Genomic DNA, 16,197 nt, shown 5'->3' on the forward strand with positions numbered 1-16,197 from the left:
TTGGGTTTAATCGAAGGTGGTGAAACCGCGCCTCAGTGCGAAACCGGGACTACGGAGCCTTCAGAGGATACCTGAAAGCGTGCCACGTTGGCTCGCTGGTAGGGGGTCAGATCGACGATAGCGCCGTTCTGCTGAACCTGGACCGCCGAAGCGTTGCCCAGGGTCACCCGGGTCACCTGGCCCGGGGTGAAGCTGCGGCTCTCGCCGGACTTGATCAGCGCCTTTTCGACGGTGGCGCCGTCCGGACCACCGATATCGACCCAGCTGTCGCCGCTGAACTGCATCTCCAGCGTATTGCCGACAGCGGCCGGGGCGGCCGGGGCCGAACGCGGCACCGGGGCCAGCGAGGCCACGTACGGGGTCGCTGCCGGCTTGCTGGCCGGGGCACTCGCGACTTCAGCCGGTGCCGAGGGCTCGACACCCGCAGCCGACGGGGTTACCGGCACGGCAGCCGGGATGGCGTCCAGTGAGGCGGTATTCGGCGACGGGGTGGCGCTGCCATCGAAATGGCCGCGGGTGGCGAACCACACCGGCACGGCCAGCACCGCGGTGATGCCGACATACAGCATGCGACGGCCGAGGTTCTCGGCAATGCGGCGTGCACGCGGGGTATGGGTATGGCTGACCAGCGTGGGCGGCACTACGGGCCCGACCTGGGCCTGTTCCAGCAGCTGGCTGATATCCACGCCCAGCAGGCGCGCGTAGCTGCGCAGCTGGCCGCGCACGAATACCGGCGCCCCCAGCTTCTGCCACTGTTCCTCTTCCAGCGACTTGACCACCTGGACCGGCATGCGCAGGCGCGAGCCGACATCCTCAAGGGTCAGTCCGGCCGCTTCACGGGCCTGGCGCAGGCGGGTGCCGCAGCCGGCCGCAGTCTCGAGAGCGCTCACAGTCTGGTCATCAATCACAATGCATCAACCCTGGAGTTAGGAGCCCGCTTCCTGCGGAAATTCCTGTCGAATCCGCTGGAGATAGCGGTCAGATGCCGCCCTATCCCCAAGCCGCGCTTCGATTTGAGACGCAAGTTGTAACACGGAACGCGTTGCGGGTGCAGCCGCAATCCTACGTTCGGCGAAGGCCCGGGCCTCCATGTAGCGGCCTTGGCGGAAGCTGAGCTGGGCCATGGCCTCCAATGCGACCGGGTTGCCTGGCAAGGTCGCCAGCGCCGCGCGCAGGTCGCGCTCGGCACGCTCGAACTGCCCTGCATCCAGCGCACAGCCGCCGGCGTTGGCCTGTGCTTCGGCCGCAGCGGCGTTGCCCGGCGCCTTCTGGGCACGATCAAACCAGATCAGCGATTCGGCCGCCTGGCCCTGCTGGCAAAGCCAGGCACCATAGTTGTTGAGCACGTCGCCGCGTTGCGGCGCCAGTTCCGCGGCCTTGCGGAAGTTCTCGCCAGCCTGCTGGCTGCGACCGCGACGCTCGTCGATGCCGGCAAGCAGCACCAGAGCGTCGGGGGACGTGGGCATCAGCTTCTGGGCTTCGCGCGCCTTGCGCTCGGCAGCATCGAGATTACCGGCCTGGATGTCGCGGCCAGCCAGGGACAGCAACTCCTGCCAGCGCACCTGCTGCCGTACCCCGTCCGGGTCACGGACGGAGTAGACCGGCGCCTCACTGGGGCCCAGCTGGGCTTTTGGATGGGATTTGCAGCCGCCGACCGCGAGAGCCAGCGTGCCTGCGAGCAGAACCAGCCAGAGGCGGTCAGGCCGCGGCATCGCTCCCCTTCCCCGCCTGCAGCGTCTTGTTGAATTCGGCCTGGCGGCGGGTACGGTCCATCACCTGGCCCTTGAGCTGGCCACAGGCGGCGTCGATGTCGTCGCCACGGGTGCGGCGGACCATGGTCAGCACGTTGCTGTCGAGCAGGATCTTCTGGAAAGCGCGGATTTGCGCCTCGTCGGAGCGCTCGTAGCGGGTGCCCGGGAACGGGTTGAAGGGGATCAGGTTGACCTTGCCCGAGTCCCTGGCCTGCACCGCGTTGTCGAACTGGTGCATCAGGCGGGCCAGTTCGCGGGCATGCTCGGGCTTGTCGTTGATGCCCTTCATAAGGGTGTACTCGAAGGTGACCGATTCGCGGCGCTTGTTGGCGCGCAGGTAACGGGCACACGAGGCCATCAGCTCGGCGATCGGGTACTTCTTGTTCAACGGCACCAGCGTTTCGCGCAGTGCGTCATTCGGCGCATGCAGGGAAACGGCCAGCGACACGTCGCTTTCGGCGGACAGGCGGTCGATCTGCGGCACCAGGCCGGAGGTCGACAGGGTCACGCGCTTGTTGGCCAGGCCGTAGCCCAGATCGTCACGCATCACGCTCATGGCGCGCACGACGTTGTCGAAATTCATCAGCGGCTCGCCCATGCCCATCATCACCACGTTGGTGAGACGGCGCATCTGGTGCGGCACGTTACCCAGGTGGCGCGCGGCAACCCACACCTGGCCGATGATCTCGGCGGTGGTCAGGTTGCGGTTGAAGCCCTGGGTGGCGGTGGAGCAGAACGTGCAGTTCAGGCCGCAACCGACCTGCGAGGACACGCACAGCGTGCCGCGGGTCTTGTCCGGGATGTACACGGTCTCGATGGCGTTCTTGCCATCCACGCCCATCGCCAGCAGCCACTTGTGGGTGCCGTCGGCGGAGGGCTTGTCGAACACGATGTTGGGGACAACGACCTCGGCATGGGCCTGCAGCTTGGCGCGCAGGACCTTGCCGAGATCGGTCATTTCATCGAAGTCGGTGACGTAGCGATGGTGGATCCACTTCATCACCTGATGGGCACGGAACTTCTTCTCGCCGAGCTTTTCGACGAAAAACTGTTCCAGGCCCGCGCGATCGAGGTCGAGCAGGTTCTGCTTGCCAGCCGTGGGTGCCGACTTCGGCAGCGGCTGGATGGCGGGGGACTGTACGACCTCGTTCACGGCATTACTCTCAGCGCGAAACGACTTCGGTGGCGGCGAAGAAGTAGGCGATTTCAATCGCGGCATTCTCGACCGAGTCCGAGCCGTGGGCGGCGTTGGCATCGATGGATTCGGCGAAGTCGGCGCGGATGGTACCGGCGGCGGCTTCCTTCGGGTTGGTGGCGCCCAGCAGGTCGCGGTGGGCCAGGACGGCGTTCTCGCCTTCCAGGGCCTGGATCATCACCGGGCCGGAGATCATGAACTCGACCAGCGCGTTGAAGAACGGACGCTCGCGGTGGACGGCGTAGAAGCCTTCGGCTTCACGGCGCGACAGCTGCTTGTACTTGGCGGCCACGACCTTCAGGCCGGCCTTCTCGAAGCGGGCGTAGATTTCGCCGATGACGTTCTTGGCAACGGCGTCCGGCTTGATGATCGAAAGGGTGCGCTCCAGCGCCATGGGATGTCTCCAATGGAATCGGGCCGCTGATGGCCCGAAGGGTAACATGAAAAAAACCCGCGTCGGGACGCGGGCTTAGCCTGATAAACGTAGGCGAATTGTAAAAGATAACGTGGCCGGGTGGTAGAGGGCCGTGCGGCCCCGTTGTAGAGCCGAGCCCATGCTCGGCTGGCCTTTGCGCCGAAGAGCAGCCGAGCGCGGGCTCGGCTCTACAGTTTCACGCCCACCCATTCACCCACCTGAGCGGATTCTGACCACCCTGCACAGTTTTGCTGCACTGCAAAATGCCATACGGTACCGTCTGGTTCTAGTATCAAACAATCGTTTGATTAAGGTCCGCCCACCGATGGCCAAGCCCGCCCACTTCTCGACCAAGGACCGGATCCTCGGTGCCGCCGAGGAGCTGTTCGCCCAGCACGGCTTCGCCGGCACCTCGCTGCGTCAGGTCACCAGCCAGGCCGACGTCAACATCGCGGCGGTCAACTACCACTTCGGCTCCAAGGAAAACCTGGTCAACGAGGTCTTCCGCCGCCGCATGGACGAGATGACCGGCGCCCGCCTGTCACAGCTCGAGCGCGCCCGCGCGGAGCATCCGGGCGAACTGCGCCCGGTGCTGGCCGCCTTCGTCGAGCCCGCTCTGGCGCTGGCCCAGGACCGCCAGAACGGCGGCGCCTTCGTGCGCGTGATCGCCCGCGCCTACGCCGAGAAGAACGACAACCTGCGCAAGTTCCTGTCCGACCACTACGGCCACGTGCTGCGTGCGTTCGGCAAGGCCATCGGCGAGTGCGTGCCCGGCCTGAGCAAGGAAGAGCTGTACTGGCGCCTGGACTTCCTGGCCGGCTCGCTCACCTATGCCATGGCCGACTTCGGGCTGATCAAGCGTCCCGCCGGTGTCACCGAAGCGGCGCATCGTGCCCATGCCGCCCACGAACTGATCCATTTCGCCGAAGCCGGGTTCCGCGCCGCCGCACGCGCCAGCGCCCTGCCCGCTTCCCTTTGATTCCACCCAGTAACTGCTGACCAACAAAGGCCCTACACCATGTCCAATTCCCTGCTAGTCCGCCGCGCCGCCGTGCTGGGTGCCGGCGTCATGGGTGCCCAGATCGCCGCTCACCTCACCAACGCGGGCGTAGACACCGTGCTGTTCGACCTGCCTGCCAAGGAAGGCCCGGCCGACGGCATCGTGCTGAAGGCGATCGCCAACCTGGGCAAGCTGAGCCCGGCACCGCTGGCCAGCAAGTCGCTGGCCGAAGCCATCACCCCGGCCAACTACGAGTCCGGCCTGGAGCAGCTGAAGGACTGCGACCTGATCATCGAGGCCATCGCCGAGCGCATGGACTGGAAGCAGGACCTGTACAAGAAGATCGCCCCGTTCGTGGCCGACCACGCGGTGCTGGCCTCCAACACCTCGGGCCTGGGCATCAACAAGCTCGCCGACGTGCTGCCGGAGCAGCTGCGCCACCGCTTCTGCGGCGTGCACTTCTTCAACCCGCCGCGCTACATGCACCTGGCCGAGCTGATCCCGGCCACCACCACCGATGCCGCTGTGCTGGAAGGCCTGGAAGCCTTCCTGGTCACTACCCTGGGCAAGGGCGTGGTGTACGCCAAGGACACCCCGAACTTCATCGGCAACCGCATCGGTGTGTTCTCGATCCTGTCCACCATCCACCACACCCAGGAATTCGGCCTGGGCTTCGATGAAGTGGACGGCCTGACCGGCCCGCTGGTCGGCCGCCCGAAGTCGGCCACCTACCGCACCTCCGACGTGGTCGGCCTGGACACCATGGCCCACGTCATCAAGACCATGGGCGACACCCTGCCGAATGATCCGTGGCATGAATTCTTCAAGTCGCCGAAGTGGCTGGACGCCCTGATTTCCAAGGGCGCGCTGGGCCAGAAGACCGGCGCCGGCATCTTCCGCAAGGTCGGCAAGGACATCGTTGTTCTCGACCTGGAAAAGCAGGACTACCGCCCGGCCGACCGCACCGCCGCACCGGAAGTGGTCGAAATCCTCAAGATCAAGAACCCGGCCGAGAAGTTCGCCAAGCTGCGCGAGAGCCAGCACCCGCAGGCGCAGTTCCTGTGGGCGACCTTCCGCGACCTGTTCCACTACAGCGCCTACCACCTGGCTGATATCGCCGAAACCGCACGCGACGTCGATCTGGCCATCCGCTGGGGCTACGGCTGGTCGCTGGGCCCGTTCGAAACCTGGCAGGCGGCCGGCTGGAAGCAGGTTGCGCAGTGGATTGCCGATGACATCGTCGCCGGCAAGAGCATGAGCAACGCCCCGCTGCCGGACTGGGTGTTCGATGGCCGCGACGGCGTGCACGCCGCCGAGGGCAGCTACAGCCCGTCGCGCAACGCCAAGCTGCCGCGCTCGTCGCTGCCGGTGTACCAGCGCCAGCGTTTCCCGGATCCGCTGCTGGGCGAGAAGTTCGCGCCGGGCGAGACCGTGTTCGAGAACGACGGCCTGCGCATGTGGCACGACGGCGACGGCATCGCCGTGGTCAGCTTCAAGACCAAGATGAACACCGTGTCCGACCAGGTGCTCGATGGCCTGCAGGAATGCGTCAGCCGCGCCGAGAAGGACTTCCAGGGCCTGGTGATCTGGCAGCAGAAGGAACCCTTCTCTGCCGGTGCCGACCTGGCCGGTGCCCTTGGCCTGCTGCAGGCCGGCAAGGTCGACCAGTTCGAGGAAATGGTCGCCAACTTCCAGCGCACCAGCCAGCGCATCAAGTACTCGCTGGTGCCGGTGGTTGCGGCCGTGCGCGGCCTGGCCCTGGGTGGCGGCTGCGAATTCCAGATGCACAGCGCCAAGACCGTGGCCTTCCTGGAAAGCTACATCGGCCTGGTCGAGGCCGGCGTCGGCCTGCTGCCGGCCGGTGGTGGCCTGAAGGAACTGGCCGTGCGCGCCTCGCAGGCCGCGGGTCCGGGCGGCGATGTGTTCGCCGAACTGAAGAAGACCTTCGAGACCGTGGCGATGGCCAAGGTGTCCAACTCGGCGGTCAACGCCAAGGAACTGGGCCTGCTGCGCAGCACCGACAAGGTGGTGTTCAACAGCTACGAAGCGCTTTACATCGCCAAGGCCGAAGCACGCGCGCTGGCCGAAGCGGGCTATCGTCCGCCGCTGCCGGCACGCCGCATCCAGGTGGCCGGCGACGTGGGCATCGCCACCTTCAAGATGATGCTGGTCAACATGCTGGAAGGCCGTTTCATCAGCCCGTACGACTACGAGATCGCCGAGCGCATCGCCACCGTGCTGTGCGGCGGCAAGGTCGATCGCGGCACCCTGGTGGACGAAGAGTGGCTGCTGACGCTGGAGCGCAAGCACTTCGTCGAACTGGCCCAGCAGGAAAAGACCCAGGCCCGCATCGCGCACATGCTGAAGACCGGCAAGCCGCTGCGTAACTGATTGATGGCGGGTGCCGGCCGTTGGCCGGCACTCCTCCGCCTCTGGTAGGTGCCCACCCTGGTGGGCACACCGGCAAAAACTTCGAGAGATCACTGCAATGACCAAGCAAATCCAGGACGCCTACATCGTCGCCGCCACCCGTACCCCGGTCGGCAAGGCGCCCAAGGGCATGTTCCGCAACACCCGCCCCGACGACATGCTTGCGCACGTGCTGCGCAGCGTCGTCGCGCAGGCCCCGGGCGTGGACGTCAACCGCATCGATGACGCGATCATCGGCTGCGCCATGCCGGAAGCCGAGCAGGGCATGAACGTGGCGCGCATCGGCGTGCTGCTGGCTGGCCTGCCCAACACCATCGCCGCGCAGACCGTGAACCGCTTCTGCTCCTCCGGCCTGCAGGCCGTGGCGCAGGCCGCCGATGCGATCCGCCTGGGCAACGCCGACCTGATGCTGGCCGGCGGCACCGAATCGATGTCGATGGTGCCGATGATGGGCAACAAGATCGCGATGGCCCCCAGCGTGTTCGACAACGACCACGTGGCCATCGCCTACGGCATGGGCATCACCGCCGAGAAGGTGGCCGAAGAGTGGAAGGTCTCGCGCGAAGACCAGGACGCCTTCGCCCTGGCCTCGCACCAGAAGGCCATGGCCGCGATCCAGAACGGCGAGTTCAAGGACGAGATCAGCCCGTACGAGATCGTCTCGCACCTGCCGGACCTGGCCGATGGCCAGCGCATCATCACCCGCAACAAGATTGCCGACACCGACGAAGGCCCGCGCCCGGATTCCTCGGCTGAAGGCCTGGCCAAGCTGCGCCCGGTGTTCCGTAACGGCCAGTTCGGCGGCACCGTGACCGCCGGCAACTCCTCGCAGATGAGCGATGGCGCCGGTGCCGTGCTGCTGGCGTCGGAGCAGGCGATCAAGGATTACGGCCTGACCCCGCTGGCCCGTTTCGTCAGCTTCTCGGTGGCCGGCGTGCGTCCGGAAGTGATGGGCATCGGCCCGATCGCCGCGATCCCGAAGGCCCTGAAGCAGGCCGGCCTGACCCAGGACCAGCTGGACTGGATCGAGCTCAACGAAGCCTTCGCCGCGCAGTCGCTGGCGGTGATCCGCGATTGCGGCCTGGACCCGAGCAAGGTCAACCCGCTGGGCGGCGCGATCGCCCTGGGCCACCCGCTGGGTGCGACCGGCGCGATCCGTACCGCCACCCTGCTGCACGGCCTGCGTCGTCGCCAGCAGAAGTACGGCATGGTGACGATGTGCATCGGCACCGGCATGGGCGCAGCGGGTATTTTCGAGGCGCTGTAAGTTTCAAAGCGTTGCCGGCGGACGTTTCGGTTTGCTGGGGTGCCCGGGTGGGTGAGGCTGCCCGGGACACGCCGTAAACCCGTCCCTGGGGGCTTGGCAGCGGCATCCATGCCGCTGACAGTCCCGGTCAGCCTCACCCACCCGCGCCATCCAGCATTCCGCGCGGCGGAGGGTGAGCAAAGGCAAGAGCAGTAGATCCACGCCGTGCGTGGATGCTTTTGATCCTGCTCTGGAAACGAAAAAGGCAGCCATCGGCTGCCTTTTTTGTTTCTGCCCTTGATTCCGCCCTTCGCGTCCGCGCCGCACGGAAACGGTCGAGAGGGGGCGGATGGCCCTCTCCAAAACCGTTGGCGCCATGGGCCCGAGGCATGCCTCCGGCGGGTTGGGCAGGACGCCCAACCCCGGTCTTGCCGTGTGCGCAGGACAGCGCACACGAGCAAGGCGCCATCGAGCACCATGGAAGGGCTTTGGCGTGTTTTGGAGAGGGCCATCCGCCCCCTCCCCCACGTATCAATCAAGGCGCCGCGAACGGAGCGCTCGATAAACCTTATTCCGCCAACATCGCCGCCAGCTTCTCCCGCGCCGGCCCTGCCAGCTTCGGGTTGTCCAGCGCGAAACGGATCGTCGCTTCGACCAGCCCCAGGTGCGTGCCGCAGTCGAAGCGCGTGCCCTCGAAACGATAGGCATCGACTTCTTCGGTCTTCAGCAGCTGCGCGATCGCATCGGTCAGCTGGATCTCACCGCCGGCGCCGCTGCCGGTATTTTCCAGCAGCTCGAAGATCTTCGGGCTCAGCACGTAGCGGCCGACCACGGCCAGGTCGCTCGGCGCGTCCTCCGGCTTCGGCTTCTCCACGATCTGCGAAATGCGCCCCTTGCGGCCATCGAAGGCCTCGGTTGCGACGATGCCATAGCTGGCGGTCTTGTCGTGCGGCACATCTTCAACGGCGATGACGCTGGCGCCACTGGCTTCGTTCAGATCGGCCATCTGCTTCAGCGCGCCGTCGCCCCGGTTCCAGATCAGGTCGTCCGGCAGCAGCACTGCAAACGGCTCGTCACCGATCACGGCCTTCGCACACAGCACCGCATGGCCCAGGCCCAGGGCCTCGGCCTGGGTCACGAAGATCGCACGCACGCCGTTGGGCAGCACGTGGCGGATCATCTCCAGCTGTTCCTGCTTGCCGGCGCGCTCGAGCTTCTGCTCCAGCTCGTAGGCCTTGTCGAAGTAGTCGGCGACCGCGTGCTTGTAGCGGTTGGTGATGAACACCAGCGTGTCACAGCCCGCTTCGATCGCCTCATCGACCGCGTACTGGATCAGCGGCCGATCAATGATCGGCAGCATCTCCTTCGGTACGGTCTTGGTTGCTGGCAAAAAACGCGTCCCGAGTCCTGCCACCGGGAAAACCGCTTTGCGAATTCGCTTGCTCATTGGTGCCTGTTGGCCTCACGTGCCGGAAAAGGCACGACTTTAGCGGATGAGATGTAAGCATCCTGTTCGATCGGAGAGAACTCCGGCATCGTCGCAAACAGGAGTTCCTTGATGGTGTCGGTGTCATAGCTGCACACCGCGTCGCGCAGGCGCGGGACGTTGCCCAGCACCAGATCGCGCGAGAACGTGCGCACGCCGGCTTCGAGGATCTTCGGATGCGCGGTGGCGCGGTAGTCCTCGTCCGAGTAGAACAGCGTCTCGTGCAGCTTCTCGCCCGGGCGCAGGCCGGTATAGATGATCTGCACATCCTTGTACGGCTGCTTGCCCGCCAGGCGGATCATCTGCTCGGCCAGGAGGCGGATCGGCACCGGCTCACCCATGTCGAGCGTGTAGATCGCACCATGCGATGCCGACGCCGCTGCCTGCAGGATCAGCTGGCAGGCCTCGGGGATGGTCATGAAGTAGCGGCTGACTTCCGGGTCGGTGACCGTGACCGGGCCGCCGCGCAGGATCTGTTCGCGGAACAGCGGCACCACACTGCCGGCCGAGGCCAGCACGTTGCCGAAACGTACCGTGACGAAACGGGTGTGCGTGGACTTCTGGTCCAGGCTCTGGCAGATCATCTCGGCGTAGCGCTTGCTCGCACCCAGCGCGTTGACTGGATCGACCGCCTTGTCGGTGGAGATGAACACGAAATGCTCGACGCGTGCTTCAAGGCAGGCACGGGCCACGTTCTCGGTCGCCAGAATGTTGTTGCGCACTGCTTCGCGCAGCTGCCGTTCCAGCACCGGCACATGCTTGTAGGCAGCGGCATGGAATGCGGTGTCGACCGGATGCAGCGAGAGTGCATGGCGGATCACCGCGGGGTCGCCACAGTCGCCCAGCACCGCTTCGATCTCGATATCGGGGAAGCTGCGGCGCAGCTCACCTTCGATGGTCAGCAGCAGCAGCTCGCTGATCTCCAGCAGGACGATGCGGCCGGCACCGTGGCGTGCGCACTGGCGGCACAGCTCCGAGCCGATCGAACCACCGGCACCGGTGACCATCACGGTGCGCCCGCCCAACCAGCCACGGATCAGGTTCCAGTCCGGGGTGATCGGCTTGCGGCCAAGCAGGTCCTCGATCGCCACTTCCTTCAGCTGGCCTGGCAGCGACTGGCCCTGCAGGATGTCGCTGAGCTTGGGCACCGTGCGGAACGGCACGCCGGTGCTTTCACAGATGGCGACCACACGCTGCATGCCCGCGGCATCCAGCGAAGGCATGGCGATCACCAGCAGCTTGGCCGCCGTCTCGCGGACCACCGTCGGGGCATCATCCAGACTGCCGAGGATCGGCAGGCCCTGCAGATTGGCGCCACGCAGGTGGGGTGCATCATCCAGCAGGCCGACCGGCTCGAAGTTGCCGGAACGGCGCAGATCGCGGACCAGGGTCTCGGCTGCCTGCCCGGCACCGAGGATCAGCACGCGGCGCGCGCTCGAATCGGACTGCAGTGCCTGGTAGTCCTTCCAGGCCCGGTACAGCAGGCGCGGCGCGCCCAGCAGCGCCGACAGCGCGAACGGATAGATCACCAGCACCGACATCGGCACGCCGTCGAAGCGCTTCCACATCAGCACCAGCACGATGCCGACCAGGCCGATGAAGCTGGCCTTGAAGATGTTCAGCAGGTCGCTGACGCTGGCGAAACGCCACAGCCCGCGATACAGGCCCACGCGCCAGAACACCAAGCCCTGCAGCAGCAGCACCAGGGTGGTATCGACGTTCCAGAGGGGCAGCGCGGGCGCGTTGGGCAGAATCGAGTAGCGCCCCGCGTGAAGCAGCTGCCAGCATGCCCAGACCATGAACAGGTCATGGCAGACAATGGCCGAGCGCGGCATCAGGCCCAGAATTCTGTCCCGCAGGGGTGAAGCCATAAGTCAGGTAGATCCTTGTCGGTGACGCAATCCATTGCGCAGGAGGAGCCAAACGACGCTCAGCGCGGCAAACCACGCGACCGCCAGGACAGCCTCCCACCTCGGCTGCAAATTGGAGCAGACATTAAGCACTGTAATGCTGAACAGGCCCAAAGCAAAGTACATCCCTGTCACCTGGGCATGACTGGCTCCTGCCTGTACCGCCCGCTGGTAGACATGCTGGGTATGGGGTTCCATCCAGCGTTGTCCTGAAATGATGCGCGCCGCCAGTGTGAAGCCAGCGTCCACAAGGAACGCCGAGGCCGGCACCAGCAGCAGGATCCAGTGGATATCGGTACGCACCGCGGCGATGGCCAGAACGACGGCAACGGCATAGCCCAGCGCGCCACTTCCGACATCGCCCATGAAGATCCGCGCCCGTGGAAAATTGAACGGCAGAAAGCCCAGGCAGGCCAGGCCGAGCGCGACGGCGGCCAGCGAATAGGGCCAGGGCAGCACCGGCGCCAGGCCCAGCGCGACCACGATGGCCTGGCTGGCAGCAATACCGTTGATGCCATCCATGAAGTTCCAGATGTTGATCAGCGACGCGGTGAACACCAACACCAGCCCGGCCAGCAGCCAGCTGCCACCGTGCACCTTCACCAGCGCAGCCAGCAGTGCGGCGGCAATGAAATGCACCAGCAGGCGGCGCATGGCCGGCAACGGCCGGTGGTCGTCCCACCAGCCGATGCCCGCGACCAGCACCAGGCCGATGCTGGCGACCAGCAGGCTTGGCGCCGATTCGGGCCAGACCCACATCGCCACGCCAGCAGTGACAAGCAGGCTGATGACGATCGCGATTCCGCCGCCGCGCGGCGTTGCCACGCTATGGCTGCGACGCTCGCCGGGCTGATCCATCAGTTGCTGGCGCAGGGCATAGCCACGTGCCGCCCAGGTCAATCCGGCACTCAGCAGGGCAAGCCCCAGCAGCGCGCCCATCACGAGCCACGGCATGGATCAGAGCACCGCGTAGTTCAGCAGTGGCTTGACCGTGCCCCATTCCTTGCAGCTCGGGCACTGCCAGTGGTGGGTGCGTGCGCCGAAGCCGCAGCGGGTGCAGCGGTAGGCAGGGTTGCGCACCAGCAACTGGTCGGTGATGTGCTTGAGGTCGTGCAGGGTCGCGGTGGAATCGGCGCCCTCGGCCAGGGTCAGGTCGATCAGCGCCGATTCGCCACGCACCGACGGACGATCCTTGAGCTGGCGGCCAAGGTAGGCACGGGCCGGAGCCACACCCTCCTGCTCTTCCATCAGCCGGGTCAGGGCCAGCACCGGGGCAATGCCACGGTAGTGTTCGGTCATTTCCGACAGGAACGCACGCGCGCCCCCCAGGTCGCCGACCTTGCGGTAGTTTTCCATCAGCGCCGGCAGCAGCTCGGGCAGGTACTCCGGATCGTTGCGCGCGGCGCGTTCGAATGCACGCACGGCGGCTTCGGCATTACCCGCATCCGTCTCAAGTCGACCTTCGATGATGCCGGCGCGCACCGACATGGCGTCGGCCTGGTAGGCGCGGGCGATCGCCGCCCTCGCCTCTTCCAGCTTGCCGGCGCCACGGAAGCGTTCGGCCAGCTCGCATTCGAACTGACCGATCAGCTTGCCCATCGGCTCGCCGGTGACGTCTTCGAAGCGGGTGGCGTTGTCGATCGCCTTTTCCCAGTCACGCTCGGCCTGGTAGATGCCGATCAGGTGCTTGAGCGCCTGCGGAGCGCGCTGGTCCAGCTGCGCCAACTCGGTGAACACAGTCTCTGCACGGTCCAGCAGGCCGGACTTCATGTAGTCCTCGCCCAGCGCCAGCAGGGCCTGCACGCGCTGCGCGTCGCTCAGGTCATGGCGGTTGACCAGCCCCTGGTGCAGGCGGATGGCGCGGTCCACTTCACCGCGGCGGCGGAACAGGTGGCCCAGCGCAACCTGGGTCTCGAAGGTTTCCTTGTCCAGCTCGGCGATGTGCAGGAACAGTTCGATGGCCTTGTCCGGCTGCTCGTTGAGCAGGTAGTTCAGGCCACGGAAGTAGGTGCTGGACAGTCGGCTGACCTGGTTGTCACCGTGGCGCTGGCCGCCACGCCGGCCAATCACCCACCCGGCCAGTGCGGCCAGCGGAACGAACAGGAAAAACCACAGCCACTCGGTGACGAAATCCATCTTCGATCAGCGTCCATCAAAAGATTGGGGGGAAACACCCGCGGCCGGCGTGGCGGCGGACTTGTTGGCACGGCGCAGCTGGCCGTAGAGCGGAATGACCACGCTCACCAGCACCAGGCCGGCACCGACGATGACACCGATCAGCAGGGCCGCAATCAGCGCCACGCCCACGGAGGTATTCAACTGGGTAAACAGCAGGTTGATCGACATCGCGGTCATGTTGACCGCACCAATGATCAGCCCAAGGATCAGGACCGCCAGCAGGACCAGCAGACGAAAGACCTTCATGCGACAGCTCCAGTGGCAGGAGTCCGTAGCTTATCCGACCCGCGGCTGGATTCGCACGCGGTGGCGCGACGGAGGCTCAGGCCGGATCGGCGTCCAGCGGCAGCACACTGCTGACCCGCTCGCGCAGTTCCTTGCCCGGCTTGAAATGGGGGACGTGCTTGCCCGGCAGGGCAACCGATTCGCCGGTCTTCGGGTTGCGACCCAGGCGCGGCGGACGATAGTGCAGCGAGAAGCTGCCAAAACCACGGATTTCGATGCGATCCCCGGCGGACAGCGATCCACCCATCATTTCCAGCAATGACTTCACCGCCAGATCGACATCATCGGCCTTCAGGTGCGCCTGGCGGCGCGCAAGGATTTCGATCAGTTCGGATTTGGTCATTACCGGCTCACATCAGGGGCATCTCAGCCTGAAACGGCCCGGGCAGAAGCCCGGGCCGTCCAGGAAACAACAAACAGCGTAAGGCCGATTACTCGGACTTGTTGCCGTTCAGCTGTGCACGCAGCAGCGCGCCCAGCTGGGTGGTGCCGCTGGAAGCCGAAGAGGACTGGTATTCCTCCAGCACTTCGCGCATTTCCGCGTCGTCCTTGGCCTTGATCGACAGCTGCAGGGTACGGCCCTTGCGGTCCATGCCCACGAACTTGGCTTCGATCTTGTCGCCGACCTTCAGGTGCTGGGTGGCGTCGTCAACGCGCTCGTTGGCGATGTCGCGCGCCGAGACGTAACCTTCGATGCCGTCAGCCAGCTCGATGATCGCGCCCTTGGCGTCGACTTCCTTCACCACGCCTTCGACCTTGGAGCCCTTCGGATTGGCAGCCATGTACTGGCCGAACGGATCCTGCTCCAGCTGCTTCACGCCCAGGGAGATGCGCTCGCGCTCCGGATCGACAGCCAGGACGACGGCGTCCAGGGTATCGCCCTTCTTGAAGTTGCGAACGACGTCTTCGCCGGTGGTGTTCCAGCTGATGTCGGACAGGTGGACCAGGCCGTCGATGCCGCCGTCCAGGCCGATGAAGATGCCGAAGTCGGTGATCGACTTGATCTGGCCCGACACCTTGTCACCCTTCTTGTGGGTGGCAGCGAAGGTTTCCCACGGATTGGCGGCAACCTGCTTCATGCCCAGCGAGATGCGGCGACGCTCTTCATCGACGTCCAGCACCATCACTTCGACTTCATCACCAACCTGGACAACCTTGGACGGGTTGACGTTCTTGTTGGTCCAATCCATCTCGGAGACGTGCACCAGGCCTTCGACGCCCGGCTCGATCTCAACGAACGCACCGTAATCGGTGACGTTGGAGACCTTGCCGAAGACGCGGCTGTTGGCCGGGTAACGACGGCCGATGTTGTCCCACGGATCCTCGCCCAGCTGCTTCAGGCCCAGCGAAACGCGGTTGCGCTCGCGGTCGAACTTCAGCACGCGGACGTCCAGCTCGTCGCCGACGTTCACGACTTCCGACGGGTGACGCACGCGCTTCCACGCCATGTCGGTGATGTGCAGCAGGCCGTCGATACCGCCCAGGTCCACGAACGCGCCGTAGTCGGTCAGGTTCTTGACCACACCCTTCAGGATCGCGCCTTCCTGCAGCTTGTCCATCAGCTGCTCGCGCTCTTCCGAGTGCTCGCTTTCGACGACAGCGCGGCGCGAGACCACGACGTTGTTACGCTTGCGGTCCAGCTTGATGAGCTTGAACTCGAGTTCCTTGCCTTCCAGGTAGGCCGGATCGCGCACCGGGCGCACATCGACCAGGGAACCCGGCAGGAAGGCGCGGACATCCTTGATGTCCACGGTGAAACCACCCTTGACCTTGCCGCTGATGCGGCCGGTGATGGTTTCGTTCTTTTCCAACGCTTCTTCCAGCTCGTCCCACACCATCGCGCGCTTGGCCTTCTCGCGCGACAGGACGGTTTCGCCGAAGCCGTTCTCGATCGAGTCGAGGGCGACCTTGACGATGTCGCCTTCGGCGACGTCGATTTCGCCAGCGTCGTTACGGAACTGTTCGATCGGCACGATGCCTTCGGACTTCAGGCCAGCGTTGATCACCACGACGTCGCCGCGGACTTCAACAACGGTACCGCTGACGATGGCGCCCGGCTTCAGCTTGGCCAGGTTGGCCTGGCTGGCTTCAAACAGTTCGGCAAATGATTCGGTCATTAGATTTACTCTGTTGGACACATGGGTCGGTGGCGTCCCCTTCAGGGGAATGGCGACCGCCCGCCTGTTGGTCGACCCCGGAAACGCAGGTCGTGTGTAGTAGGAAAACCGCCACGCATCATTGCGCGGCGGAGCTGGTACAGCACTGCTTTGCGCAACCACCACCGATGCAGCTGGCAGTGCT

Annotated in this window: 14 protein-coding genes; 3 read left to right on the forward strand and 11 right to left on the reverse strand. The window is 65.3% G+C overall.

Features of this window, described 5'->3' with window-relative positions:
- Window positions 1–32: 32 nt before the first annotated feature.
- From AC5P8Z_RS00660 to ndk, 4 genes are read right to left on the reverse strand one after another with little or no spacing between them, the layout of a single operon-like run.
- Window positions 33–908 carry a RodZ domain-containing protein gene (locus tag AC5P8Z_RS00660; RefSeq protein ID WP_286071719.1) on the reverse strand — a complete coding sequence of 292 codons (876 nt, stop codon included), beginning with the start codon at window positions 906–908 and terminating at the stop codon, window positions 33–35.
- 18 nt (window positions 909–926) lie between these two features.
- Window positions 927–1,712, reverse strand: a complete 786-nt coding sequence (locus tag AC5P8Z_RS00665) for a tetratricopeptide repeat protein (protein ID WP_495227783.1) — start codon at window positions 1,710–1,712, stop codon at window positions 927–929.
- Window positions 1,699–2,904, reverse strand: a complete 1,206-nt coding sequence (rlmN, locus tag AC5P8Z_RS00670) for a dual-specificity RNA methyltransferase RlmN (RefSeq protein WP_286071717.1) — start codon at window positions 2,902–2,904, stop codon at window positions 1,699–1,701. Before rlmN ends, AC5P8Z_RS00665 begins: the two co-directional genes overlap by 14 nt.
- 10 nt (window positions 2,905–2,914) lie before the next feature.
- Complete coding sequence (gene ndk / locus AC5P8Z_RS00675; protein WP_008265389.1) at window positions 2,915–3,340, reverse strand: nucleoside-diphosphate kinase; 426 nt, start codon at window positions 3,338–3,340, stop codon at window positions 2,915–2,917.
- A 346-nt stretch (window positions 3,341–3,686) separates the two neighbouring features.
- Here ndk and AC5P8Z_RS00680 point away from each other — a divergent pair, with 346 nt between their 5' ends.
- The 3 genes from AC5P8Z_RS00680 to AC5P8Z_RS00690 all read left to right on the forward strand — a co-directional run bounded on the left by AC5P8Z_RS00680 (window position 3,687) and on the right by AC5P8Z_RS00690 (window position 8,058).
- On the forward strand, window positions 3,687–4,340 hold the full coding sequence (locus AC5P8Z_RS00680) for a TetR/AcrR family transcriptional regulator (RefSeq protein WP_049427155.1): 654 nt from the start codon (window positions 3,687–3,689) through the stop codon (window positions 4,338–4,340).
- Between the two features lie 39 nt (window positions 4,341–4,379).
- Complete coding sequence (locus AC5P8Z_RS00685; RefSeq protein ID WP_286071716.1) at window positions 4,380–6,752, forward strand: 3-hydroxyacyl-CoA dehydrogenase/enoyl-CoA hydratase family protein; 2,373 nt, start codon at window positions 4,380–4,382, stop codon at window positions 6,750–6,752.
- 97 nt (window positions 6,753–6,849) lie between these two features.
- On the forward strand, window positions 6,850–8,058 hold the full coding sequence (locus AC5P8Z_RS00690; protein WP_005409292.1) for an acetyl-CoA C-acyltransferase: 1,209 nt from the start codon (window positions 6,850–6,852) through the stop codon (window positions 8,056–8,058).
- Window positions 8,059–8,605: 547 nt separating this feature from the next.
- Here AC5P8Z_RS00690 and galU read toward each other — a convergent pair.
- From galU to rpsA, 7 genes are all read right to left on the reverse strand, one after another.
- Window positions 8,606–9,484: a UTP--glucose-1-phosphate uridylyltransferase GalU gene (gene galU / locus AC5P8Z_RS00695; RefSeq protein WP_021204148.1), complete on the reverse strand. Its 879-nt coding sequence runs from the start codon at window positions 9,482–9,484 to the stop codon at window positions 8,606–8,608.
- A complete protein-coding gene (locus tag AC5P8Z_RS00700; protein WP_495227786.1) occupies window positions 9,481–11,394 on the reverse strand; it encodes a polysaccharide biosynthesis protein in 1,914 nt (637 codons plus the stop codon). Before AC5P8Z_RS00700 ends, galU begins: the two co-directional genes overlap by 4 nt.
- A 3-nt stretch (window positions 11,395–11,397) precedes the next feature.
- The gene (locus tag AC5P8Z_RS00705; RefSeq protein ID WP_295567852.1) at window positions 11,398–12,387 is read right to left on the reverse strand and encodes an MraY family glycosyltransferase; all 990 of its coding nucleotides are present in this window, start codon (window positions 12,385–12,387) and stop codon (window positions 11,398–11,400) included.
- Between the two features lie 3 nt (window positions 12,388–12,390).
- Window positions 12,391–13,569: a lipopolysaccharide assembly protein LapB gene (gene lapB / locus AC5P8Z_RS00710; protein WP_049428020.1), complete on the reverse strand. Its 1,179-nt coding sequence runs from the start codon at window positions 13,567–13,569 to the stop codon at window positions 12,391–12,393.
- A gap of 6 nt (window positions 13,570–13,575) precedes the next feature.
- The gene (locus AC5P8Z_RS00715; RefSeq protein WP_180853498.1) at window positions 13,576–13,857 is read right to left on the reverse strand and encodes a LapA family protein; all 282 of its coding nucleotides are present in this window, start codon (window positions 13,855–13,857) and stop codon (window positions 13,576–13,578) included.
- Window positions 13,858–13,933: 76 nt separating this feature from the next.
- The gene (locus tag AC5P8Z_RS00720; RefSeq protein ID WP_005409286.1) at window positions 13,934–14,239 is read right to left on the reverse strand and encodes an integration host factor subunit beta; all 306 of its coding nucleotides are present in this window, start codon (window positions 14,237–14,239) and stop codon (window positions 13,934–13,936) included.
- A gap of 88 nt (window positions 14,240–14,327) precedes the next feature.
- Complete coding sequence (gene rpsA / locus AC5P8Z_RS00725; protein ID WP_005409285.1) at window positions 14,328–16,013, reverse strand: 30S ribosomal protein S1; 1,686 nt, start codon at window positions 16,011–16,013, stop codon at window positions 14,328–14,330.
- Window positions 16,014–16,197: the final 184 nt, after the last annotated feature.

This window comes from Stenotrophomonas sp. YJH_SMC_17 (genome assembly GCF_059371655.1).

Excerpts from the sequence above, each read along its gene's own strand:
- AC5P8Z_RS00665 (WP_495227783.1), bottom strand. The coding sequence starts at position 1,712 with ATGCCGCGGCCTGACCGCCTCTGGCTGGTTCTGCTCGCAGGCACGCTG.
- ndk (WP_008265389.1), bottom strand. The coding sequence starts at position 3,340 with ATGGCGCTGGAGCGCACCCTTTCGATCATCAAGCCGGACGCCGTTGCC.
- AC5P8Z_RS00680 (WP_049427155.1), top strand. The coding sequence starts at position 3,687 with ATGGCCAAGCCCGCCCACTTCTCGACCAAGGACCGGATCCTCGGTGCC.
- AC5P8Z_RS00685 (WP_286071716.1), top strand. The coding sequence starts at position 4,380 with ATGTCCAATTCCCTGCTAGTCCGCCGCGCCGCCGTGCTGGGTGCCGGC.
- AC5P8Z_RS00690 (WP_005409292.1), top strand. The coding sequence starts at position 6,850 with ATGACCAAGCAAATCCAGGACGCCTACATCGTCGCCGCCACCCGTACC.
- galU (WP_021204148.1), bottom strand. The coding sequence starts at position 9,484 with ATGAGCAAGCGAATTCGCAAAGCGGTTTTCCCGGTGGCAGGACTCGGG.
- AC5P8Z_RS00700 (WP_495227786.1), bottom strand. The coding sequence starts at position 11,394 with ATGGCTTCACCCCTGCGGGACAGAATTCTGGGCCTGATGCCGCGCTCG.
- AC5P8Z_RS00705 (WP_295567852.1), bottom strand. The coding sequence starts at position 12,387 with ATGCCGTGGCTCGTGATGGGCGCGCTGCTGGGGCTTGCCCTGCTGAGT.
- lapB (WP_049428020.1), bottom strand. The coding sequence starts at position 13,569 with ATGGATTTCGTCACCGAGTGGCTGTGGTTTTTCCTGTTCGTTCCGCTG.
- AC5P8Z_RS00715 (WP_180853498.1), bottom strand. The coding sequence starts at position 13,857 with ATGAAGGTCTTTCGTCTGCTGGTCCTGCTGGCGGTCCTGATCCTTGGG.
- AC5P8Z_RS00720 (WP_005409286.1), bottom strand. The coding sequence starts at position 14,239 with ATGACCAAATCCGAACTGATCGAAATCCTTGCGCGCCGCCAGGCGCAC.
- rpsA (WP_005409285.1), bottom strand. The coding sequence starts at position 16,013 with ATGACCGAATCATTTGCCGAACTGTTTGAAGCCAGCCAGGCCAACCTG.